Origin of the sequence: Chryseobacterium cheonjiense (assembly GCF_012927265.1) — a bacterium.
Taxonomy (GTDB): domain Bacteria; phylum Bacteroidota; class Bacteroidia; order Flavobacteriales; family Weeksellaceae; genus Chryseobacterium; species Chryseobacterium cheonjiense.
This window is the reverse complement of the sequence record NZ_JABBGF010000002.1, coordinates 905,091-921,970: the sequence shown is the minus strand read 5'-3', so window position 1 is coordinate 921,970 and position 16,880 is coordinate 905,091. Positions and strand designations below refer to the sequence as shown.

15 protein-coding genes are annotated in these 16,880 nt (G+C 36.2%); 1 reads left to right on the top strand and 14 read right to left on the bottom strand.

Annotated features, from left to right (window positions below):
- Nucleotides 1-82: 82 nt before the first annotated feature.
- The 14 genes from HHL20_RS14870 to HHL20_RS14805 form a co-directional block, all read right to left on the bottom strand.
- Nucleotides 83-766: a hypothetical protein gene (locus HHL20_RS14870; RefSeq protein ID WP_169231955.1), complete on the bottom strand. Its 684-nt coding sequence runs from the start codon at nt 764-766 to the stop codon at nt 83-85.
- Between the two features lie 10 nt (nt 767-776).
- Complete coding sequence (rfbD, locus tag HHL20_RS14865) at nt 777-1,637, bottom strand: dTDP-4-dehydrorhamnose reductase (protein WP_169231954.1); 861 nt, start codon at nt 1,635-1,637, stop codon at nt 777-779.
- Nucleotides 1,637-2,122, bottom strand: coding sequence for an acyl-CoA thioesterase (locus HHL20_RS14860; RefSeq protein ID WP_169231953.1), 486 nt, complete (start codon nt 2,120-2,122; stop codon nt 1,637-1,639). The genes rfbD and HHL20_RS14860 overlap by 1 nt, the downstream gene beginning before the upstream one ends.
- Before the next feature lie 68 nt (nt 2,123-2,190).
- Nucleotides 2,191-2,694: an OmpH family outer membrane protein gene (locus tag HHL20_RS14855; protein ID WP_169231952.1), complete on the bottom strand. Its 504-nt coding sequence runs from the start codon at nt 2,692-2,694 to the stop codon at nt 2,191-2,193.
- A 61-nt stretch (nt 2,695-2,755) separates the two neighbouring features.
- Nucleotides 2,756-3,301, bottom strand: a complete 546-nt coding sequence (locus tag HHL20_RS14850) for an OmpH family outer membrane protein (protein ID WP_169231951.1) — start codon at nt 3,299-3,301, stop codon at nt 2,756-2,758.
- Nucleotides 3,302-3,309: 8 nt separating this feature from the next.
- Nucleotides 3,310-5,847, bottom strand: a complete 2,538-nt coding sequence (bamA, locus tag HHL20_RS14845; RefSeq protein WP_169231950.1) for an outer membrane protein assembly factor BamA — start codon at nt 5,845-5,847, stop codon at nt 3,310-3,312.
- A gap of 28 nt (nt 5,848-5,875) precedes the next feature.
- A complete protein-coding gene (locus tag HHL20_RS14840) occupies nt 5,876-6,625 on the bottom strand; it encodes an isoprenyl transferase (RefSeq protein WP_169231949.1) in 750 nt (249 codons plus the stop codon).
- 1 nt (nt 6,626) lies between these two features.
- Nucleotides 6,627-7,520: a type IX secretion system protein PorG gene (gene porG, locus HHL20_RS14835; protein ID WP_169231948.1), complete on the bottom strand. Its 894-nt coding sequence runs from the start codon at nt 7,518-7,520 to the stop codon at nt 6,627-6,629.
- A gap of 213 nt (nt 7,521-7,733) precedes the next feature.
- On the bottom strand, nt 7,734-10,229 hold the full coding sequence (locus HHL20_RS14830) for an exopolysaccharide transport family protein (RefSeq protein WP_169231947.1): 2,496 nt from the start codon (nt 10,227-10,229) through the stop codon (nt 7,734-7,736).
- A 4-nt stretch (nt 10,230-10,233) separates the two neighbouring features.
- Nucleotides 10,234-11,091, bottom strand: coding sequence for a polysaccharide biosynthesis/export family protein (locus HHL20_RS14825; RefSeq protein WP_169231946.1), 858 nt, complete (start codon nt 11,089-11,091; stop codon nt 10,234-10,236).
- A 26-nt stretch (nt 11,092-11,117) separates the two neighbouring features.
- Nucleotides 11,118-12,245: a glycosyltransferase family 4 protein gene (locus tag HHL20_RS14820; protein ID WP_169231945.1), complete on the bottom strand. Its 1,128-nt coding sequence runs from the start codon at nt 12,243-12,245 to the stop codon at nt 11,118-11,120.
- A gap of 93 nt (nt 12,246-12,338) precedes the next feature.
- Nucleotides 12,339-13,340: a glycosyltransferase family 2 protein gene (locus HHL20_RS14815; RefSeq protein ID WP_169231944.1), complete on the bottom strand. Its 1,002-nt coding sequence runs from the start codon at nt 13,338-13,340 to the stop codon at nt 12,339-12,341.
- Nucleotides 13,341-13,343: 3 nt separating this feature from the next.
- The gene (locus HHL20_RS14810) at nt 13,344-14,414 is read right to left on the bottom strand and encodes a formimidoylglutamase (RefSeq protein WP_169231943.1); all 1,071 of its coding nucleotides are present in this window, start codon (nt 14,412-14,414) and stop codon (nt 13,344-13,346) included.
- A gap of 272 nt (nt 14,415-14,686) precedes the next feature.
- Nucleotides 14,687-15,772: a glycoside hydrolase family protein gene (locus HHL20_RS14805; RefSeq protein WP_169231942.1), complete on the bottom strand. Its 1,086-nt coding sequence runs from the start codon at nt 15,770-15,772 to the stop codon at nt 14,687-14,689.
- A 170-nt stretch (nt 15,773-15,942) separates the two neighbouring features.
- On the opposite strand from HHL20_RS14805, the gene HHL20_RS19480 reads away from it, so the two are divergent.
- The gene (locus HHL20_RS19480) at nt 15,943-16,815 is read left to right on the top strand and encodes a hypothetical protein (protein ID WP_185194823.1); all 873 of its coding nucleotides are present in this window, start codon (nt 15,943-15,945) and stop codon (nt 16,813-16,815) included.
- Nucleotides 16,816-16,880: the final 65 nt, after the last annotated feature.

The window sequence follows — 16,880 nt, the reverse complement described above, 5'->3', positions numbered from 1 at the left end:
GTGCGGAAGTTGTTAAATAGAAGTATTGATTGGCTTCCACAAATTCACCCTAAAACTTATTGAAATAAAAAAAGCAAAGTTTTTACTCTGCTTTTTGTTTACTATAAATTACGCTAAGAAATTCGGCGTACGATTTTTCCAGTCCAATAATGTCACCACTTTTTAAGTTGAGTCCACCAACTCCAGTTTCGTCTGATTTTATTTTGGTGGCCGAAATCTGGAAATATTGGTTGGAGCTGCTTTCTTTCGGCTGAAATTTTATGGTTGAACCTAACAGTTTTTTTGTTGAGATGGTATAAATTTCTCCCGGGACCGTCTGTATAACAAAGTATGATCTTGGGGACAGTATATAATCCGTTTTATTTAAGGCGATCTTTTGATCTTTGTCTGAAGAGGCAAACAAATAGAGGCTTCCTGTCTGATTCAATAATTTTTCTTTCGGAAGATGGTACAAAGCCAGTCTGTAATTTGCAGGATTGAAATTCTGCATTGAGCCGTCAACGGTTTCAAATGGTTTTAATGCAAAAGTATTGGCTCCGATTTCTTTTGCTTTTTTATAGATCAATGAGAAAATTTCGGCATCATTTTTTGAAAAGCCCTGAACTTCGATTTCTCCGAGATATATTGCCTCTGCCTTTTCCTCATCAATTTTATATAAAAACTTGTCTGTGTTTTCATGCGTCTTTTCAACTTTCGTTAAGAATACATTTTGGGCATAAAAAATGTGAGCAACAAAAACAAAGACTGCAAATACTATTTTTTTCATTCTATATATATTATTGTGCAAGAATGTTCAGACATTCTTCAAGACTATTTTCCCAATATTTGGGTTCAATTTTGTAAACCTGCTCTATCTTATCCAAACACATGGTACTTCTTTTGGGTCTTTTTGCCGGAGTCGGATATTGCTCGGTTGTTAAGGGATTGAGTTTGATCTCCGACTTTGAAAGCTCAGCAATTTTTCCGGCGAATTCGAACCATGTTGTTTCCGGATAGTTTGAGAAATGAAAAATACCATAGTTTTTTTGAGGTGCTTCAATGATATTCATGATGGCTTCTGCGAGGTCATTGGCATTGGTCGGTTGCCCGAACTGATCGGCCACGATACCAAGTTCGTCTTTTTGTGAAAACAGGTGAAGCATGGTTTTCACGAAATTTTTATTGAATTCTGAATAGAGCCATGATGTTCTGAGAATTATTGTTTTAAGGTTTGCTTCTAAAGCCAGTTCTTCCCCTTTTAATTTGGATGCGCCGTACACGCCTATCGGGCTAGTGAAATCATCTTCGGAGTAACACAAATTGGTTTCACCATCAAAAACGTAGTCGGTGGAGACATGAATAAAAATAGTATGATATTCTTTACAGGCTTGTGCAAGGTGGGCAACTCCATATGCATTTACTGCAAATGCTTTTTCTTCTTCCTTTTCTGCAAGATCTACTGCTGTAAAAGCCGATGCATTTATACAAAAATCGGGTTTGTTATCATAAAAAAATGAATTTACCTGATCTTCATCCGTTACATTCAATGTTTGAGAGTCTGTAAATATAAACTCATAATCCAATTCAAAGTCGGGAGCAATTTTTCTGATGCAATTACCCAACTGTCCGCTTCCTCCTACTACTAATATTTTTTTCATTATGAATTTTTCGCGTTTTGTGATCTTAAAAATTTAACTCTTGACTGAAAATCTTTCTGTTCTAAATCTACATAAAATTTGTTGAACGTTTCTTTAATATCTTCAGGATGTACTTCCGACTTTCTAGCTTTTACATTAAAGTAAATTATGGTTACCCACAATACCGCATGAATAGTTTTCTCGTCCAGACTTTTCATAAGAATTTCAACCTTTGCCGTTCTATCCTGAACGTCTATGGTTTTGCTGCTGATTACAACCGAGGTATTATATCTCACTTCTTTCAGATAGGCAATCTCATTCTGAATGGCAATCCAGGTACAGCCTGTAAGTTTTGTATATTCTTCATAGGTAAAACCGTAAAATGTTTCTACATGGTCTTCCCTTGCATTGAACATATAGTCGAGATATTTCACATTATTTAAATGCCCAATCGGATCACAATCACTAAACCGCACCTTTACCGTGGTCGATACTTCTTTTTCCATGCTGCAAAAATAAAAAAACCACCTCGATGAGAGATGGTTTTTTATAAATGTTTTTAAATATCTGAAAATTATTGAACGCCTAGTTCTTTCTTCACGGCAGCAGTAGCGTCCGGACCTCCTTTAAATACGAAGGCAGAAGAGTTTGCATCCATGATATAATCGTATCCGTTTGCTTTAGCAACTTTGGAAACGGCATCGTTCAGTTTTTTCTCGATTGGTTCATAAGCAGCATCCTGTTTTGCAACAAAATCTTTTTGAGCTTTATCGTTCATATCCTGAATTTCCTGCTGCATTTTTGCTAATTCAGCTTCTCTTGCTTTGTTTTCGTCAGCTGTTTTTTTAGGAGCTTCTTCAGTATATTGCTTCAATTTAGCCTGTCCAGCATCTGCTTTTTTCTTAATTTCAGCTTGTTTCGTATCTAAGAAAGCTTTAAGATCAGTATCTGCTTTTTTCTTTTCAGGCATTGCGTTAAGAACACCTATAACGTCTAAAGTTGCAATTTTTTGAGCTTTTGCCATACCTACCGATACAACCATCATTACCGCTGCAAATAATACACTTAATTTTTTCATAATTGGTAAATAAATAATTTAATTTGTTTTTAGATCTGTAAATGTAATAAAAGTTAAACTTTTATTTTCGGGTTTTAGTTTTTTCTTTTTTATCGGTATCTTTTAATAAAATATCTAATACTTTATCTGAGTAATCGAATCTTTTCTGAAGGAAGAGCACATTGTTGCTTGTTTTATCAACCACGATGCCGATCCCGTTTTTTTCTGCCATTGTTTTTATTGCTCCCCAAATCTGGTCCTGAAACGGCTGAACAAGATTGGTTCTGAGCTTTTTAATTTCTCCGGTAGCTCCAAAGCGTAAACTGGTAGTGGTTTTGATATTTTTCTCCAAATCCATTACTTCTTTTTCTCTTAGCTTCAGCTGATCTCCGATGAGAAGAACTTTTTCACTTTCAAAGGCAGATCTTTTACGCTCGTATTCTGACTGCAGATTCTGAAGTTCTGACTGCCATGTATCGATCTGGGCATTAAGTCTTGCTTCGGCTTCTTTATACTGGGGCATTTTATTCAGAATATAATCTGTATCAACGACGCCCACTTTCTGTGCATTGCTTAAACCGAAAAGCAAAAATAAGAAGCATGAGAAAACAATTCTAAAATTTTTCATATAATGAATTATAAAGATTGGTTCATCAGGAAGTGTGTTTTCCATCCGGAAGGTTCTGTTCCTGAAACTGTTTTATCGAATCCGTAAGCGAAGTCGAACCCAATCAAGCCGAATGCTCCCATATAAACTCTTACCCCAACACCTAATGATCTTTTCAGCTGGAACGGATTATAGCTTCCCCATGAATTCCAAACGTTACCTCCTTCTGCGAACGTGAGTGCATAAATTTTTGCAGTCTGGTTCAATGAAATCGGATATCTTAATTCTAACGTAAATCTGTTATAAATAGTACCTCCACCGGTAGGGGTAATATCTTCAGAAGTTCCTCCGTACGTAGATGCGTTTTCGTAACCTCGCAACGGAATCAATTCTCTACCGTCATATCGACCTCCGAAAAGCCCGGTACCTCCTACATAGAATCTTTCAAATGGCGGCGCCCCAAGTTGTTTGTTATACCCGTCCATGAATCCCATTTCAGCAGAAGATCTCAATACCAGTTTTCCGGCAATTTCGTTATAAATATCTGCTTTAAATTTAACTTTAAAGAACTCCATCCACTTATATTTCTCTGTAGGAGAGAGTGTGGAGTAATCTTTGTTATTGAACAATGAATACGGTGGCGTGAATTTTACCGAAAGATCAAGATTTGATCCTACTGTCGGGAAAATCGGGTCAATCCCTGCAGAGTTTCTGCTCAGCCCGAGATTGATACTGAAGTTGTTTGCCGTACCGTAATATTCTGTAGTACCTCCGAAATCGAAAGGATAGTTTTTAAAGTCGTATTTTTGAAACTGAAGTCCTGTATAAAGTGAGAAATAATCATCCGGCCACTTCAACAATCTGTTCAATCCTACTGAAGCGGAGAAAATATTTAACTTTTGGGAGCTTCCGTAAGCATCAGAATATTTTACCCTTGAGTTGTTAAGGCTGACAGAAAGTGCCGTTGGCCTTGTTCCGAATAACCAAGGTTCCGTAAATGAAACTCCGTAATTCTGGAAATATTGCCCTGCCTGAGCCTGAAGTGACAATGTCTGCCCGTCACCCTGCGGCACAGGTTTAAAGTCTTTAAATTTAAGGAAATTCTTCAAAGAGAAGTTATTGAATGTCAATCCCAGCGTCCCGATAAAGCTGTTACCTCCGTAACCGGCCTGTAGCTGAACCTGTGAAGAACCTTTCTCAACGAGCTTCCATTTGATATCCACAGTGTTATCCTGCTGATTCGGCTGGATATCCTGCCCTACCTGCTGCGGATCAAAAAACTGCATTCCGGCAAGATCAAAATAGGTTCTTTTGATATCGCTTTTAGCGAAAAGATTTCCTGGTTTTGTTCTTAAAGCTCTTAGTATTACATGGTCATGTGTAGTTGTATTTCCTTCCCAAGTCACCCTGTTCCAAGTTGCTTTCTCTCCTTCGTTGATACGAATTTCAAGATTAATCTTATCTCCGTTTACTGATTTCTCAACAGGTGTTACATTTGAGAAAAGGTAACCGTTGTTCATGTAAACCGATTTGATATCGGAATCATCTTCTTTACCCCCGTCTTCTCCAACTTTTTTGTTGAAACCTACTGCATCATAAATGTCTCCTTTTTTATATCCTAAGAGTCTTTGTAAGTAATCTGTAGAGTAAACGGTATTTCCGGTAAATGTAACATCGCCGATATAGTACTGCTTCCCTTCATTAAGCTTTACATTGATCTCGTAGTTATTTCTTTTGTTTCTCCATACTGAATCAGAAATTACTTTTGCATCTCTATAACCCAGGGAGTTGTAATAGCTGATCAGGTTCTGCTTATCTTCCTGATATTTTTCTTCAATGAATTTTGAAGATTTCAGGATACCTCCGATCCCAAATCTTTTCTGTTTGGTCTCTTTGAATGCTTTTTTTCTAAGTTTTCTATCGGATACAGCTGTATTTCCTTCAAACTCGATATGATCGATCTTGATTCTTTTGCCTTTATCTACATTAATCGTCCAGTCTACTAAATTAGGATCTCCTGCATTTACTTTATCCTGAATTGTAATTTTAGCATCAGCATATCCTTTTTTAACATAGTCTTTAGGCACATTGGTTTTAAGACTTGAAACCAAATTCTGGGTGATTTTGGTACCTGGCTTCAGATTGTTGTCTTTAGCCATTTTTTCATTTTTGGATTTGCCGATTCCTTTTCCGGTAAATTTTACTTCACCAAGATCTTTAAGATCCTGGAGGTAGAATTTCAGGATGATTGTTTCGCCTTCAATACTTTGAACATATACTTCAACTTCCGAAAAAGATTGAGTATCCCAAAGTTTTTTTACTGCGTTACTGATTTTCTGTCCCGGAATGTCTACCGTCTCACCTTTTGATAATCCTGTAAATCTCAGGATCTGAGCCGGTGTATATTTTTTAACCCCATCTACAACGATGTCTTTCAAGGTGTATGTTCCTGCCTGGTTTCCTGCTTGTACAGATGCTTTCACCTGTGTACTGTCCTGTGGAGTTACCTGTCCATAGAAATGTGCAGAAGCAACAAACATAATGATGGGTAATAGTCTAAACTTCATTTTATCGTAGTCTTTCTTTTCTTAAATTTTACTGGATTTTTATTTGTTCTCCGGTCTTTCCGAATCTTCTTTCCTTGTTTTGATAATCAACAATACACTGAAAGAAAATATCTTTCGTAAAGTCCGGCCACAGAACATCTAAAAACTGCAGTTCTGCATAGGCAATCTGCCAAAGGAGGAAATTACTGATTCTGATTTCGCCACTGGTTCTTATCAAGAGGTCAACAGGTGGAAAATCTTTGGTATAGAGATGGCTTTCAAATAATTTTTCATCAATATCATCTGCATTTATTTTTCCCTCTTTTACTTCTTCACTTATGTTTTTTACGGCATTCAGTATTTCATTTTGTGAGCCATAGCTTATGGCCAATACCAAATTGCCTTTTGTATTTTCTTTTGTGAGCTCCACCACACGATTCAGTTGATCTTTTACGAGGGGTGGTAACTTATCCAGATTACCGATAACATGCATTCTTAGACCTTTGCTGAAAATTTCTTCTGCTTCGAGCAATAATGTCTCTACCAGTAAATTCATTAATGTATTTACTTCTTCAGCAGGGCGGTTCCAGTTTTCCGAAGAAAAGGTATACAGCGTTAAGTACGGAATATGTATTTCATTACATGCATTAATGGCATTTCTTACTGCATTAATGGCATTTCTGTGACCGAAAGTTCTTTCTTCGCCACGGGATTTTGCCCATCTTCCATTACCATCCATGATGACAGCAACATGCTTTGGTAAATTATCCGGATCTATTTTATCTTTTATCAACGACATATTAATCACAATAACACGGAGGTCTTCCGAACGAATAAGTCAAACCTAAACTTACCGTATTCATCCAGTCTTTAGACTTTGTATCTCCAATATTTCTTCCTCCTATAAAGGCAGCTTCTCTCTCTTTAGACACCACATAATAGGCATCTGTCTGAAGAAGAGAGCCTCCTGTAACGGGGCTTAAGATATCTCCATTGTACGTGGAGATTACATCTTTGGACAGGATTTTGCTATAATCAAGCTGATCGGTCAGGGTATATCTGAAAGTAGCTTCGGCAAAAATAGCCCAGTTATAATTAAATTTATACTTCAACCCTACCCCAAAAGGAAGGTGCATCGTAGTTTTCGTTCCGGTAGAGTATTCTGCTCTTGTCGTAAAATCAAGCTCATTAATAGGAGCTTGGGCAACGCCATCAGCATCTCTTCTGAAATCATTAATAAGGGTAGCTTTCGGTGCATCAAACATCAAAGCACCCACCCCGCCGAAAATATATGGGCTTACCATACCTTTCTGCTCGTTATTTACCGGGAAGAAATTGTATTCGAAAACAAGACTTGCTTCATATACATTGTTTTTCCCGAATGAGTTTCTGTTTTGTCTGTATTCTTCTTTGGCTACTTTGTCATTAAACTGAATCTGATTATATCCAAGATCCAATCTTACCGTCTGATGAGGATTAAAATTAAATCTATATAAAATCCCCCCGTAAAACGGAACTCCCCAATCCGACGCTTTACTTAAATCCAATGGCTTTTGTAAAATATAATTCGTTCTCCCTATATCCCCAACTAGGTTACTCATACCTAGACGAACTCCCAGTTCGTTTCTTTGTGCTTTAACACTTACCACAGTTCCTAGAGCGGCAAGGAAGCTAAACAATAATTTTCTATTCATAAAAGAATATGGATTTATGGTTATTTTAAAATTTAATTTTTGCAAATATAAAACATTTTTATATTAATGATAATCTTAATGTTTAGTTAAAAATAAACAAAAAAACATAATTTGTTATAAAGTAAACGATAAAGTCGATAAATTATTCTTTTTTCAACAGATTCAAAATTATCATTACAAAATAAACCCCCATTTAATGAGGGGTTAAAAGTATTATTTTTTATTGAATATTTCCCGTACTTTATTTCTAATTCTTATTAACAATGGTTCTTTATAGTTTTTATCTTCATCAAAATACCCGTAACCATAGCCATAACCGTAGCCATAACCGTAACCGTAGCCATAACCCTGCTTTGTATTATAATCATTGTATACCATTCCCAGATTACCAGTTTCTGCATTGTGATACTTCTCAGTAATCATTTTGAGCATATATTTTTCGGTATATTCATGTCGGACCACATAAATATTAATGTCGGAGTGCTTCATTAATTCATAAGAATCGGCAACCAGCCCCACCGGCGGGGAATCGATAATAATAAAATCGTACATGGCTTTAAGATCCTGGATAAAACTGATATTTTTTTTACTCATCAGAAGTTCGGAAGGATTGGGAGGTATCGGTCCTGAAGTTGCGACATCAAGATTAGGAATTCGGGTTTTATTAATAATCTGGCTCATTTCTACCTCACCGGTAAGATAGTTTGAAATCCCGTATTTGTTATCAATTTTAAAATCTCCGAAAATTTTCGGTTTTCTGAGATCCATTCCGAGAAGGATTGTTTTTTTGTCACTTAATCCTAGTACTGAAGCCAGGTTAATGGAAACATAGGTTTTTCCTTCGCCGCCAATGGAGGATGTTACCAGGATAATCTTACTTCCCCCTTCACCTGCCGATAAAAACCTCATATTGGCTCTGATGCCTCGGAATGCCTCGGATACTGAAGATTTCGGCTGGTCAAGAACAGTAAGCATTGTTTCATTGGTATTGTTACCAATAACGCCAAGAAGAGGAATTCTGGTAGCATTAATTAATTCTTTAATATTTCTGATTTTACTGTCAAGCGCTACTCCCACAACAATAAAAAGCATCGGAAGTATTAAGAAACCGCCTATTATTCCGGCTTTCACGGCTTTTATGTTCGGGCCTATTGGAGACTGTCCAATATTTTTTGCCGGATCTATCACATTGATATCAGATTGTTTTCCAGCTATTTTTAATTGTGTTTCGTTTTGCCTGCTGAGAAGACTGTTGTAGGTCGCTTCTATCATATTGTATCCCCTTTCGGCATCCAGATATTTTCTTTCTTTTTCCGGATAGGTATCAAGATCCGCGTTCGCTTCCATTACTTTCCGGTTTATTTTACCGATTTCTTCCAGATAATCTGAATAATAGTTTCGTAAAACTAAATTAGAATTTGTACGAGCTTCATTAATCAATCTATTAATCTCAACCATAGGTTCGGAATTCGGTTTATAGATAAGGGCCATTTCCCTTCTTTTTAGATATAAATCTTTGAGTTCCGCAACGGTTGCTGAAAAAACACCATCCTGAAAGCCTGCTGCCGTAGTGCTGATCATTTTATCATAATTCTGTGAAGCGACAGTACCTTTTATCTTATTGAGGGACACAATCTTGCTCTCCAAATCCGCTTTTTTAGCTTCGAGCTCCTTAATTTTGTTTAGGGATTTTTCGTCTCTGTCTTTTATGTCATAGAGCTTTTCAGTGGTTTTCATATAATTCAGAACATAAGCGCTCGAATCCAGCTTTTTTCTTATTTTATCAAGATTTTCCTGTAAATATACATTTGTATTTTTATCAACAATGAGCTTATCGGCCTGCTGCTTTTTCTGCAGCTGACTTACGGATTTATTGAGAAAATTAACGGTGCCGTTGAGATTATACCCTTTCTTGGTAATGATCATAATGCTATTGATTTCTTTATCAAAATCTATTGAAATGGTAGAAACAATATCATTTACTGCATTATTTACCGTACTAAATGTAACAATAATATTCTTGAGGTTAATTTTGGGGGTAACCGGATTTTTCACCAGCCTGAATCTAAGGTTATGGGAAGTAAACCAATCTCCTACCCGGATGACCTGATTGTTTGGTTTATCGTATGGAGCTATTGTATTAAATCCTTCTGTTTTATAGCTGTATAATGTCTGGGAATGCCCTTCCTCCGGCAAAACAACTTCAAATCTATCTATCCCTTTGGGAATAAGTGTAATGGGATATTCCACCTGCTGAAGATGGTTTTTATCCACCTCAAGCAAAACCGGCACATCATCCTTATCTAAATAGGTTGATTTGATAACACCTTTTGTAGAATAATTTACATAAAGTCCTAATTCTTTCACCAAAAATTCATTATGCGTTCTGGACAACAACATTTTTTTAAGGTAAACACCATCCTGATTTCCGCCCTGTCCCCATATGAAGTTAATAGACTGGTTTGGAGTAAAATAGCTTGCGGCATTGTTGGATACACTTAAAGATAAGTTTGATGCATAAATATTTTGCGCATAATACTTGGTATATATCCATGAAATGGTATAGCCTATAATAAACATCATAATAAACCAATACCAGTTTTTAAGAATTCTGTTTAAAAAATGAGCCATATCAAACAGGGCAAATGAACCGTATTTACTTTCCTGAGAATTAGTTTTCTCTATATTTGTCTCTTTATCCGGGATCATAGTATTAAAGATTTTTAAGAAGTAAATAGATAGACAGTGCGGTTGTAATCACTGATACTGCTGTTGTTAATGTCTGGATAGGATCTTTTCCTAAGCCGTTCAGACTTTTTGCCCTTGTATTAAGGTATATTTCATCACCGTTCTGCACATAATAGTAGGGGGAATTCATAACATCCTCCCGCGTAAGATCAATTTTGGCGATTTTGATTCCTTCCGGCAGTTTGCGATGGATAACGATATTTTTTTTATCGATGGTTTTATTAAGTCCGCCGTTCATTGCCAATGCTTCCGTAATATTGAGTGTATTCTTATGGGCTACTTTCTCCCCAGTGAGACCTGTTGTTTCAGTGTCTCCCAATATGTAATAGGTTATCCCGTCTGTATTGAGCCTTACCTCGGATTTCCCTTCCTGAAAGTTTTCATTGACTTTGGTCTGTATTTCCTGGGCTACTTCCTCAATGGTTCTTCCTTCCGCTTTTATGTAACCAATACCAAAAACATTAATGTCGCCGTTGGAATCTACTTTTAATCCGTTGAAATAAAAAACGGAATTTCCTCCACCGCCTCTTGCAGTAGCCTGATTTAATGTTGAAATATTACCATTGCCTGATGCATTAGCTCCTGAAGTATTCAATGTGGAATAAAACTGGGCCGCGTCTCCTTTCGGTGTAGTGACAATATTAAGGTTCAGTATATCATTTCTGGTAATTCTGTATATCGGAATATTATAGGGAATAAGCCCCTCTTCGTTGATTACCAGGCTTTCATTCGGCTGCATGTATCGCACATCCTTAGTGGTAATGCAGGATACCAACAAAAAGGGCAGCATTAATAGAAACAGATACTTATAATTCTTCATCATTTTTTTTGAAATTATTGTGAAACAGATTAATTTTTAGTGTCTTTGATATGTCTCAGCGCATAAATAAAATGAGGGATATACGCGCCTAAAAACCCTAAAGATATTATGATAAAAAGTAATAGATTTACATTGGTATGTCTTAAACAATAGGCCAAACCGACTATAAAAAGATAATACAGAATGATATAACCGGATGATCTTCTATGCGTAAGATTAAGCTTTAAAAGCCGGTGGTGAATATGGTTTTTATCGGCATCAAAAGGTGATTTTTTGTTGAGTAACCTGATGATAATTACGTTCAGCGTATCTACAATCGGAAGAATAAGAATGGCCACTGCTACCACCGGTGCAGACTGCAGGTGATACCGGGGAACTTCAGGAAGGTTTTTGTCAATAAAAATATCGATAAAAGAAATGGATGTAAACGCAAGCAGAAACCCTAAAAGCATAGATCCGGTATCGCCCATAAAGATTTTGTTGGTTCTGTAATGTGAAAGATTATAATACAGAAAAGCAAGCACAGAGCCTATAATAATCACCGATAATACCACCAAAGGATAGTTGTACGATCCTAATCTGTAATAACTTATACCGAAAAGAGCGCTGCACACCAAAGAATATCCGCCCGCCAATCCGTCTATACCATCAATAAGATTAAAGGCATTGATAAGGATGATGAATGTAATGATGCTGAAGATTACACTCACAAAATAATTGATTTCGTAAATTCCGAATATCCCAAAAAGACTTCTTATCCTGATATCGGAGCCAATAACGACTAAGGATGATACTATAATCTGCGCAACAAGTTTCTTATAAGCCCTCATTACAACAATATCATCCATAACACCTACATAAAGAAGGATAACCAATGAAGCAAAAAGAAATTTGTAGAGGTCGAAAAGTTCATAGGCAAAAATAGGGGCACAAATTCCTATGGAATAAAATATGGCAATGCCGCCAAGATTTGCAATTTTGCGCAAATGTGAACTTCTTGCTACCGGCTCATCCATAAGATTTTTCTTTCTGGAAATCTTGATAATGGTAGGAATCGAAAAAAAAGTGATTAAAAAAGAAAATAAAAAACCAAGTCCTATTTTGATATAAAATATGGGAAGACCCGATTGAGCTAAAAATAATTCAAAATTTTTCATCTTTTTTCATTTAAAAGGGCTGCTGATCTTCTGTGAGATATCCGGAAATAATTGTGTAAGCTTATTCCCGAAACAGCACTTACATTTGTGTTTTTATATAAATTTTCTTATCAGTCTTTTCTGCCCGGCAAAAAATAAAAGATAAAAAATGTTTTTTTTCAGTGACAAAGATAATAGATAATTCTTACCAAAACGACTAAATTGCAATAAATTTTTAAGTTTTATATCCCTTTTCTTCATAAAATATTCAAGCTTTTCACACATTTTGTAGAAAACGTCATCATTTTTAACAAAAGCAAGATATGCCACAAAGGAGTATACTCCTTCAAAGATCTGAAAATCCTTAAGCTCCCGCTCATTACCGCAATATTTTGTTGTTTTAAAATACTCTTCTACATCTTCTACTGCTTTAAGAATATCAAGGCCTTTTTCCGTATGGGTTTTACTGATGGAATCGATTCTTTCAAAGTACTGATAATGGTAATTCTGAGTTTGCGCTATTGTTGTACAATCCAACAAAATCCTGGGAATAAGCTGGATATCTTCAAAGTGAATATTCTTTTTAAATCTCTTTTCCTCAAAAAGATTTTTTTTGAATAGCTTGTTGCAGGCAAAATAGCTTATATCAGAGAAAACGGAAAAATTATTTTCAAGATCTATTTTTTCCGGCATATTGGGAACCTGGGTGAGCTTTTGTATGATTCTTCCGTGCTGATCTACTTTCTGTATATTACAGATGACCATTTCTGCCATATGCTTTTCGGCCAGCCCGGCCATTTCTTCGAACATTGAAGGATTTACATAATCATCGCTGTCCACAAAACCGATATAGTCTCCTGTCGCCCTGTCGATTCCAAAATTCCGGGCATCACTAAGGCCTCCGTTTTCTTTAAGATAGGATTTTACTTTATCCGGGTATTGATGTGCATACTCGCGAATGATCTCTTCAGAACGATCCGTACTTCCGTCATTCACAACCAGAATTTCTATATTCTGATAAGTCTGACAAATTAAAGAATCTAGACATTTGGCGAGATATTTTTCAACATTGTAAACCGGAACAATAACAGAAACTTTTGAGGGAACATGTTTCATATATTAAATTTTCGTCAGTCGTGCATTCAGCCAGCCTTTTTTAGCTTCATCAAAATCTTTCCGGGAACAGGGCACGCAGTTTTCGATATTTTCATCGTCCCCGAAGTACCAGAGATTACTGAAAATATCCCGTTTGAAAGCATATTGCCTGTCATCAACCAGAACATAAAAAACTTCATAATGCCGTTCCTTAGGGTGGGATCTCTGAATATTGATCCCTTCGATAAGATACCAGATCATTTGTGCAAGAAGCTGATGGTTGAGCTGATTTTCAGAATATATATTATAATTAAAAATTCCTATTGATTTCAGGTTTTCGCTGAGCCCGATTTCTTTCATGTAAGCACAAATTTCCCTTCTGTTCAGCCCGTTCACCTGCGGATTCATGGAAAAAGGTTCTGCGAAGCTTTCGATAGCATCACAATTTACTGTCACCAGGTCTGCCTTTCTGAAAAACGGTTCTGTCTTTTCCGTAGAATTCATCATTTCTGCAAGACGGATGATATCAAATTCAACTTCTTTTATAAGTCTTACGGAGTCAATTTCATTAAGGTGTTTCTGATAGCCGAGGTGATGATAATTTTTAATTGAAAAATTCTTTGCCCCGAAAATCTTGCTGAGGAACGTATATTCGTTAATAAGTTCTCCCTGCTGAAGCGAAATAATATTGCTGATCTGGGTATAATTGATATTTTTCGTATGAAAATTTAATGCAGAAAACAGGGAAAACGAAAAATCATTCGAGCCTCCGATAATCACCGGAATAGCCCGTTTGTAATGACATGCCGAAAGCACTTCCTGCAAAATATAATGAGAATCCTGAACCGACTTTCCAGAAACAAGATCGCCCAGATCTACCAAAGGAATTTCAAAATCAAGCTGTGAAAGTTTATAAAACTCTCTCCTGATTCCTGTAAAATCCTGCACTTCCGCATCTCCGTTGGCACCTCTGTAATCCGAAACAAAAAGAAGAACAATGCTGTCTTCCTTTATATCTTTTGTAATGCGGCTTCCGATCTGCCAGCTTTCTGTTTTGAAATTTCTCGGCGAAATAATAAAATCTTCAAAATTCATGATTCCCTTTCAATATATATTGAGATCAAAAATATTAAAATTAAATTATTTCCCAAGCATAAAAATATCAGCGATGACTTCAACTTAAAGTTTAAAACTTTAAACCGGCCTAACTTACAAGATAAAAAGAAACTCTAAGCCTTAAAAATCTTCGATTTTATCCTTTTGAAAACTTTATTGTTAATGAGCATCTACGAGATACTTTTGTTTCTTTTGCGGTTAAATTTTAAATTAATTAAAGAAGCTTTTGGTAAAGGTAATTCCGTGTAAAATTATATTTTATTTAAAATTTCAAAAACAAAAGTAGTAGAAGTCTGAAAATCTCCTCCCTGGGTAGCTCCGAACAAAAACCGCGGCGTTTCTCCATCTTTATCCAGTAAAAGCATGGGTCTTTCCAGCCTGCCGAATCTTTTCAGGTGCGCCGGAGGATTAGGCTCTGTGGTATAATGCTGCATATTCAGGTAAGCAACTTCCGGTTTTGTCCAGCTAATTCCGTCTTTCGTCATAAGATGCAATCCAAATTCATGATTAAAAAATCCCATGTCCCGTGCGATCATGTGAAATTTATCTTTCTGTTTCCATATAAAAGCATCTTCAAGCTGAGCATTATTGGGCAATGATGAAAAGTCAATGACAGGATTTTCTGAAATTTTCCTGTAGGGACCGAGCGGAGAATCGGCTTTCGCCAGACCGTATTTCCTGTTTCCCCTCACCGAGCCTTTCTGGGTTTCATACTCATGCGTATTCCAGGATTTATAAAACAGCCAGTATTTTCCGTCATTTCCCTTGACAAAGGCAGGATTTGTAGTACAGTGGTCGTCCCAGGAACCTTCTTTTCCGGGAAGCAGCAGCGGCTGGTCAGGCCTTGTCCACGGACCGTCAAGACTTTTTGATGTCGCGAGTCCGATTCTTTTGGTATTGGTTTTTCCGTTGGAATTCCCCATGAAAAACAATAAATATTTGTCTGCTACTTTTTTAATTAAAGGATTATGGCAAGTGGTTGCATCCCAAAAACCCTCCCCTCGCGGAGCCAGAATCACCTGTTTATGTTCGAATGTATCAAATGGAGAATTGGCTTCGGCCCGACAAATCTCAGATCCGTTGAGCCAGCCGCCCATTCCTTTTTCTTTTTTCCATCGAGAATAAAACAAATGAACTTTTCCGTCTTCACCCCAAATCGGAGAACTGCACCAAATGTAATAGCCGTCCAAAGCGAGTGATCTTCCGATTGGTTTCAACCTGAAATAAGGATTTTCTTCCGAAGATAGTAAGCTGGTAAATGATGATCCCAACAATACGGCAGCCATTCCCAACGCTGAGGTATGAAGAAATTCTTTGCGGGTGAAGGGTTTTTTCATTGCATTTATTTGAAAGCTAATTTAGAGGAAACGGGATTAAGTAGTGTCCTGTGGTTTCGTGTTTATTATCCTAATTAATAAAAAGCTAATTAAAAGGCATTTTAATCTAACTGTTATACTTAATTTTGGATAACTCCCTAAATTAATTAACTTTACTTTAAAATATAACCATGATTGAAAAAATTGGTGCTGTAAAAAATCCATTAACAGTAATTGCAATATTTGCAGGTATTGCTGAAGTAAGTGGAACAGTAATTCTTCCGTTCATTGCAGATACAAATCAAATTACTTTTATTTATTTCCTAATAATTTTCCCAAGTATTTTGGTCATCCTTTTCTTTTTAACGCTCAACTTTAATAACAAAGCACTATATGCTCCTTCAGATTTTTCAAATGAAGAAAACTATATTAAAATTTTCAAGTATGATTTGGTAACTCAACAGAAAGTTGAAGTTAAAATTTCACAAGAAGATTTACTTGCAAACCTTAATTCAAGCTTATCCGAATTAAAATTTTCAATGGATAGTCGATTTCAAAAAATTGAAGCCGAATTAAAAACTGATAAAAAGAAAATCGAAAACGTTGAAACCCTGCCATCTGAAATAATAGATGAAGATTACGAGATTCCATTTGAAGAAGAGGACAATTTAATAACAATCGTGAACTTTCCGAGAGCTAAGTCATTTCTACGCACATGGAGACAAAAAGGGTTTCCAACTATGATTTACAATAATGATAATAAAATCGTTACCGATTTCAAGAACAGTAGTGCTATTTGGCTTGGAAGTAAATTTGAGTTTACTCAAGCTAAACAAATTCTGCTTTCTGCTAAAAAACAATATCCTCATCTTAAGTACATTGAATTTTCTGATAATAAAACTAAACCTCCTAGATTTATTCACTATCAAATTTTTATTGGAGGATCAACTGAAGCAGCACAAGCACGTGAAGTAAGACCATTATCAGAAGAAGATTGGAAATATTTAGAAGAAAAAATTACTACAAGTAAAAATTTTGTGGAATTTATAAGAAGTTTTGAATAAAATCTATATATTATAAATCTCTCATCATCAAACCATCGAATATTACAATAACAAATATTTATTAG

Excerpts from the sequence above, each read along its gene's own strand:
- HHL20_RS14870 (WP_169231955.1), bottom strand. The coding sequence starts at position 766 with ATGAAAAAAATAGTATTTGCAGTCTTTGTTTTTGTTGCTCACATTTTT.
- rfbD (WP_169231954.1), bottom strand. The coding sequence starts at position 1,637 with ATGAAAAAAATATTAGTAGTAGGAGGAAGCGGACAGTTGGGTAATTGC.
- HHL20_RS14860 (WP_169231953.1), bottom strand. The coding sequence starts at position 2,122 with ATGGAAAAAGAAGTATCGACCACGGTAAAGGTGCGGTTTAGTGATTGT.
- HHL20_RS14855 (WP_169231952.1), bottom strand. The coding sequence starts at position 2,694 with ATGAAAAAATTAAGTGTATTATTTGCAGCGGTAATGATGGTTGTATCG.
- HHL20_RS14850 (WP_169231951.1), bottom strand. The coding sequence starts at position 3,301 with ATGAAAAATTTTAGAATTGTTTTCTCATGCTTCTTATTTTTGCTTTTC.
- bamA (WP_169231950.1), bottom strand. The coding sequence starts at position 5,847 with ATGAAGTTTAGACTATTACCCATCATTATGTTTGTTGCTTCTGCACAT.
- HHL20_RS14840 (WP_169231949.1), bottom strand. The coding sequence starts at position 6,625 with ATGTCGTTGATAAAAGATAAAATAGATCCGGATAATTTACCAAAGCAT.
- porG (WP_169231948.1), bottom strand. The coding sequence starts at position 7,520 with ATGAATAGAAAATTATTGTTTAGCTTCCTTGCCGCTCTAGGAACTGTG.
- HHL20_RS14830 (WP_169231947.1), bottom strand. The coding sequence starts at position 10,229 with ATGATCCCGGATAAAGAGACAAATATAGAGAAAACTAATTCTCAGGAA.
- HHL20_RS14825 (WP_169231946.1), bottom strand. The coding sequence starts at position 11,091 with ATGATGAAGAATTATAAGTATCTGTTTCTATTAATGCTGCCCTTTTTG.
- HHL20_RS14820 (WP_169231945.1), bottom strand. The coding sequence starts at position 12,245 with ATGAAAAATTTTGAATTATTTTTAGCTCAATCGGGTCTTCCCATATTT.
- HHL20_RS14815 (WP_169231944.1), bottom strand. The coding sequence starts at position 13,340 with ATGAAACATGTTCCCTCAAAAGTTTCTGTTATTGTTCCGGTTTACAAT.
- HHL20_RS14810 (WP_169231943.1), bottom strand. The coding sequence starts at position 14,414 with ATGAATTTTGAAGATTTTATTATTTCGCCGAGAAATTTCAAAACAGAA.
- HHL20_RS14805 (WP_169231942.1), bottom strand. The coding sequence starts at position 15,772 with ATGAAAAAACCCTTCACCCGCAAAGAATTTCTTCATACCTCAGCGTTG.
- HHL20_RS19480 (WP_185194823.1), top strand. The coding sequence starts at position 15,943 with ATGATTGAAAAAATTGGTGCTGTAAAAAATCCATTAACAGTAATTGCA.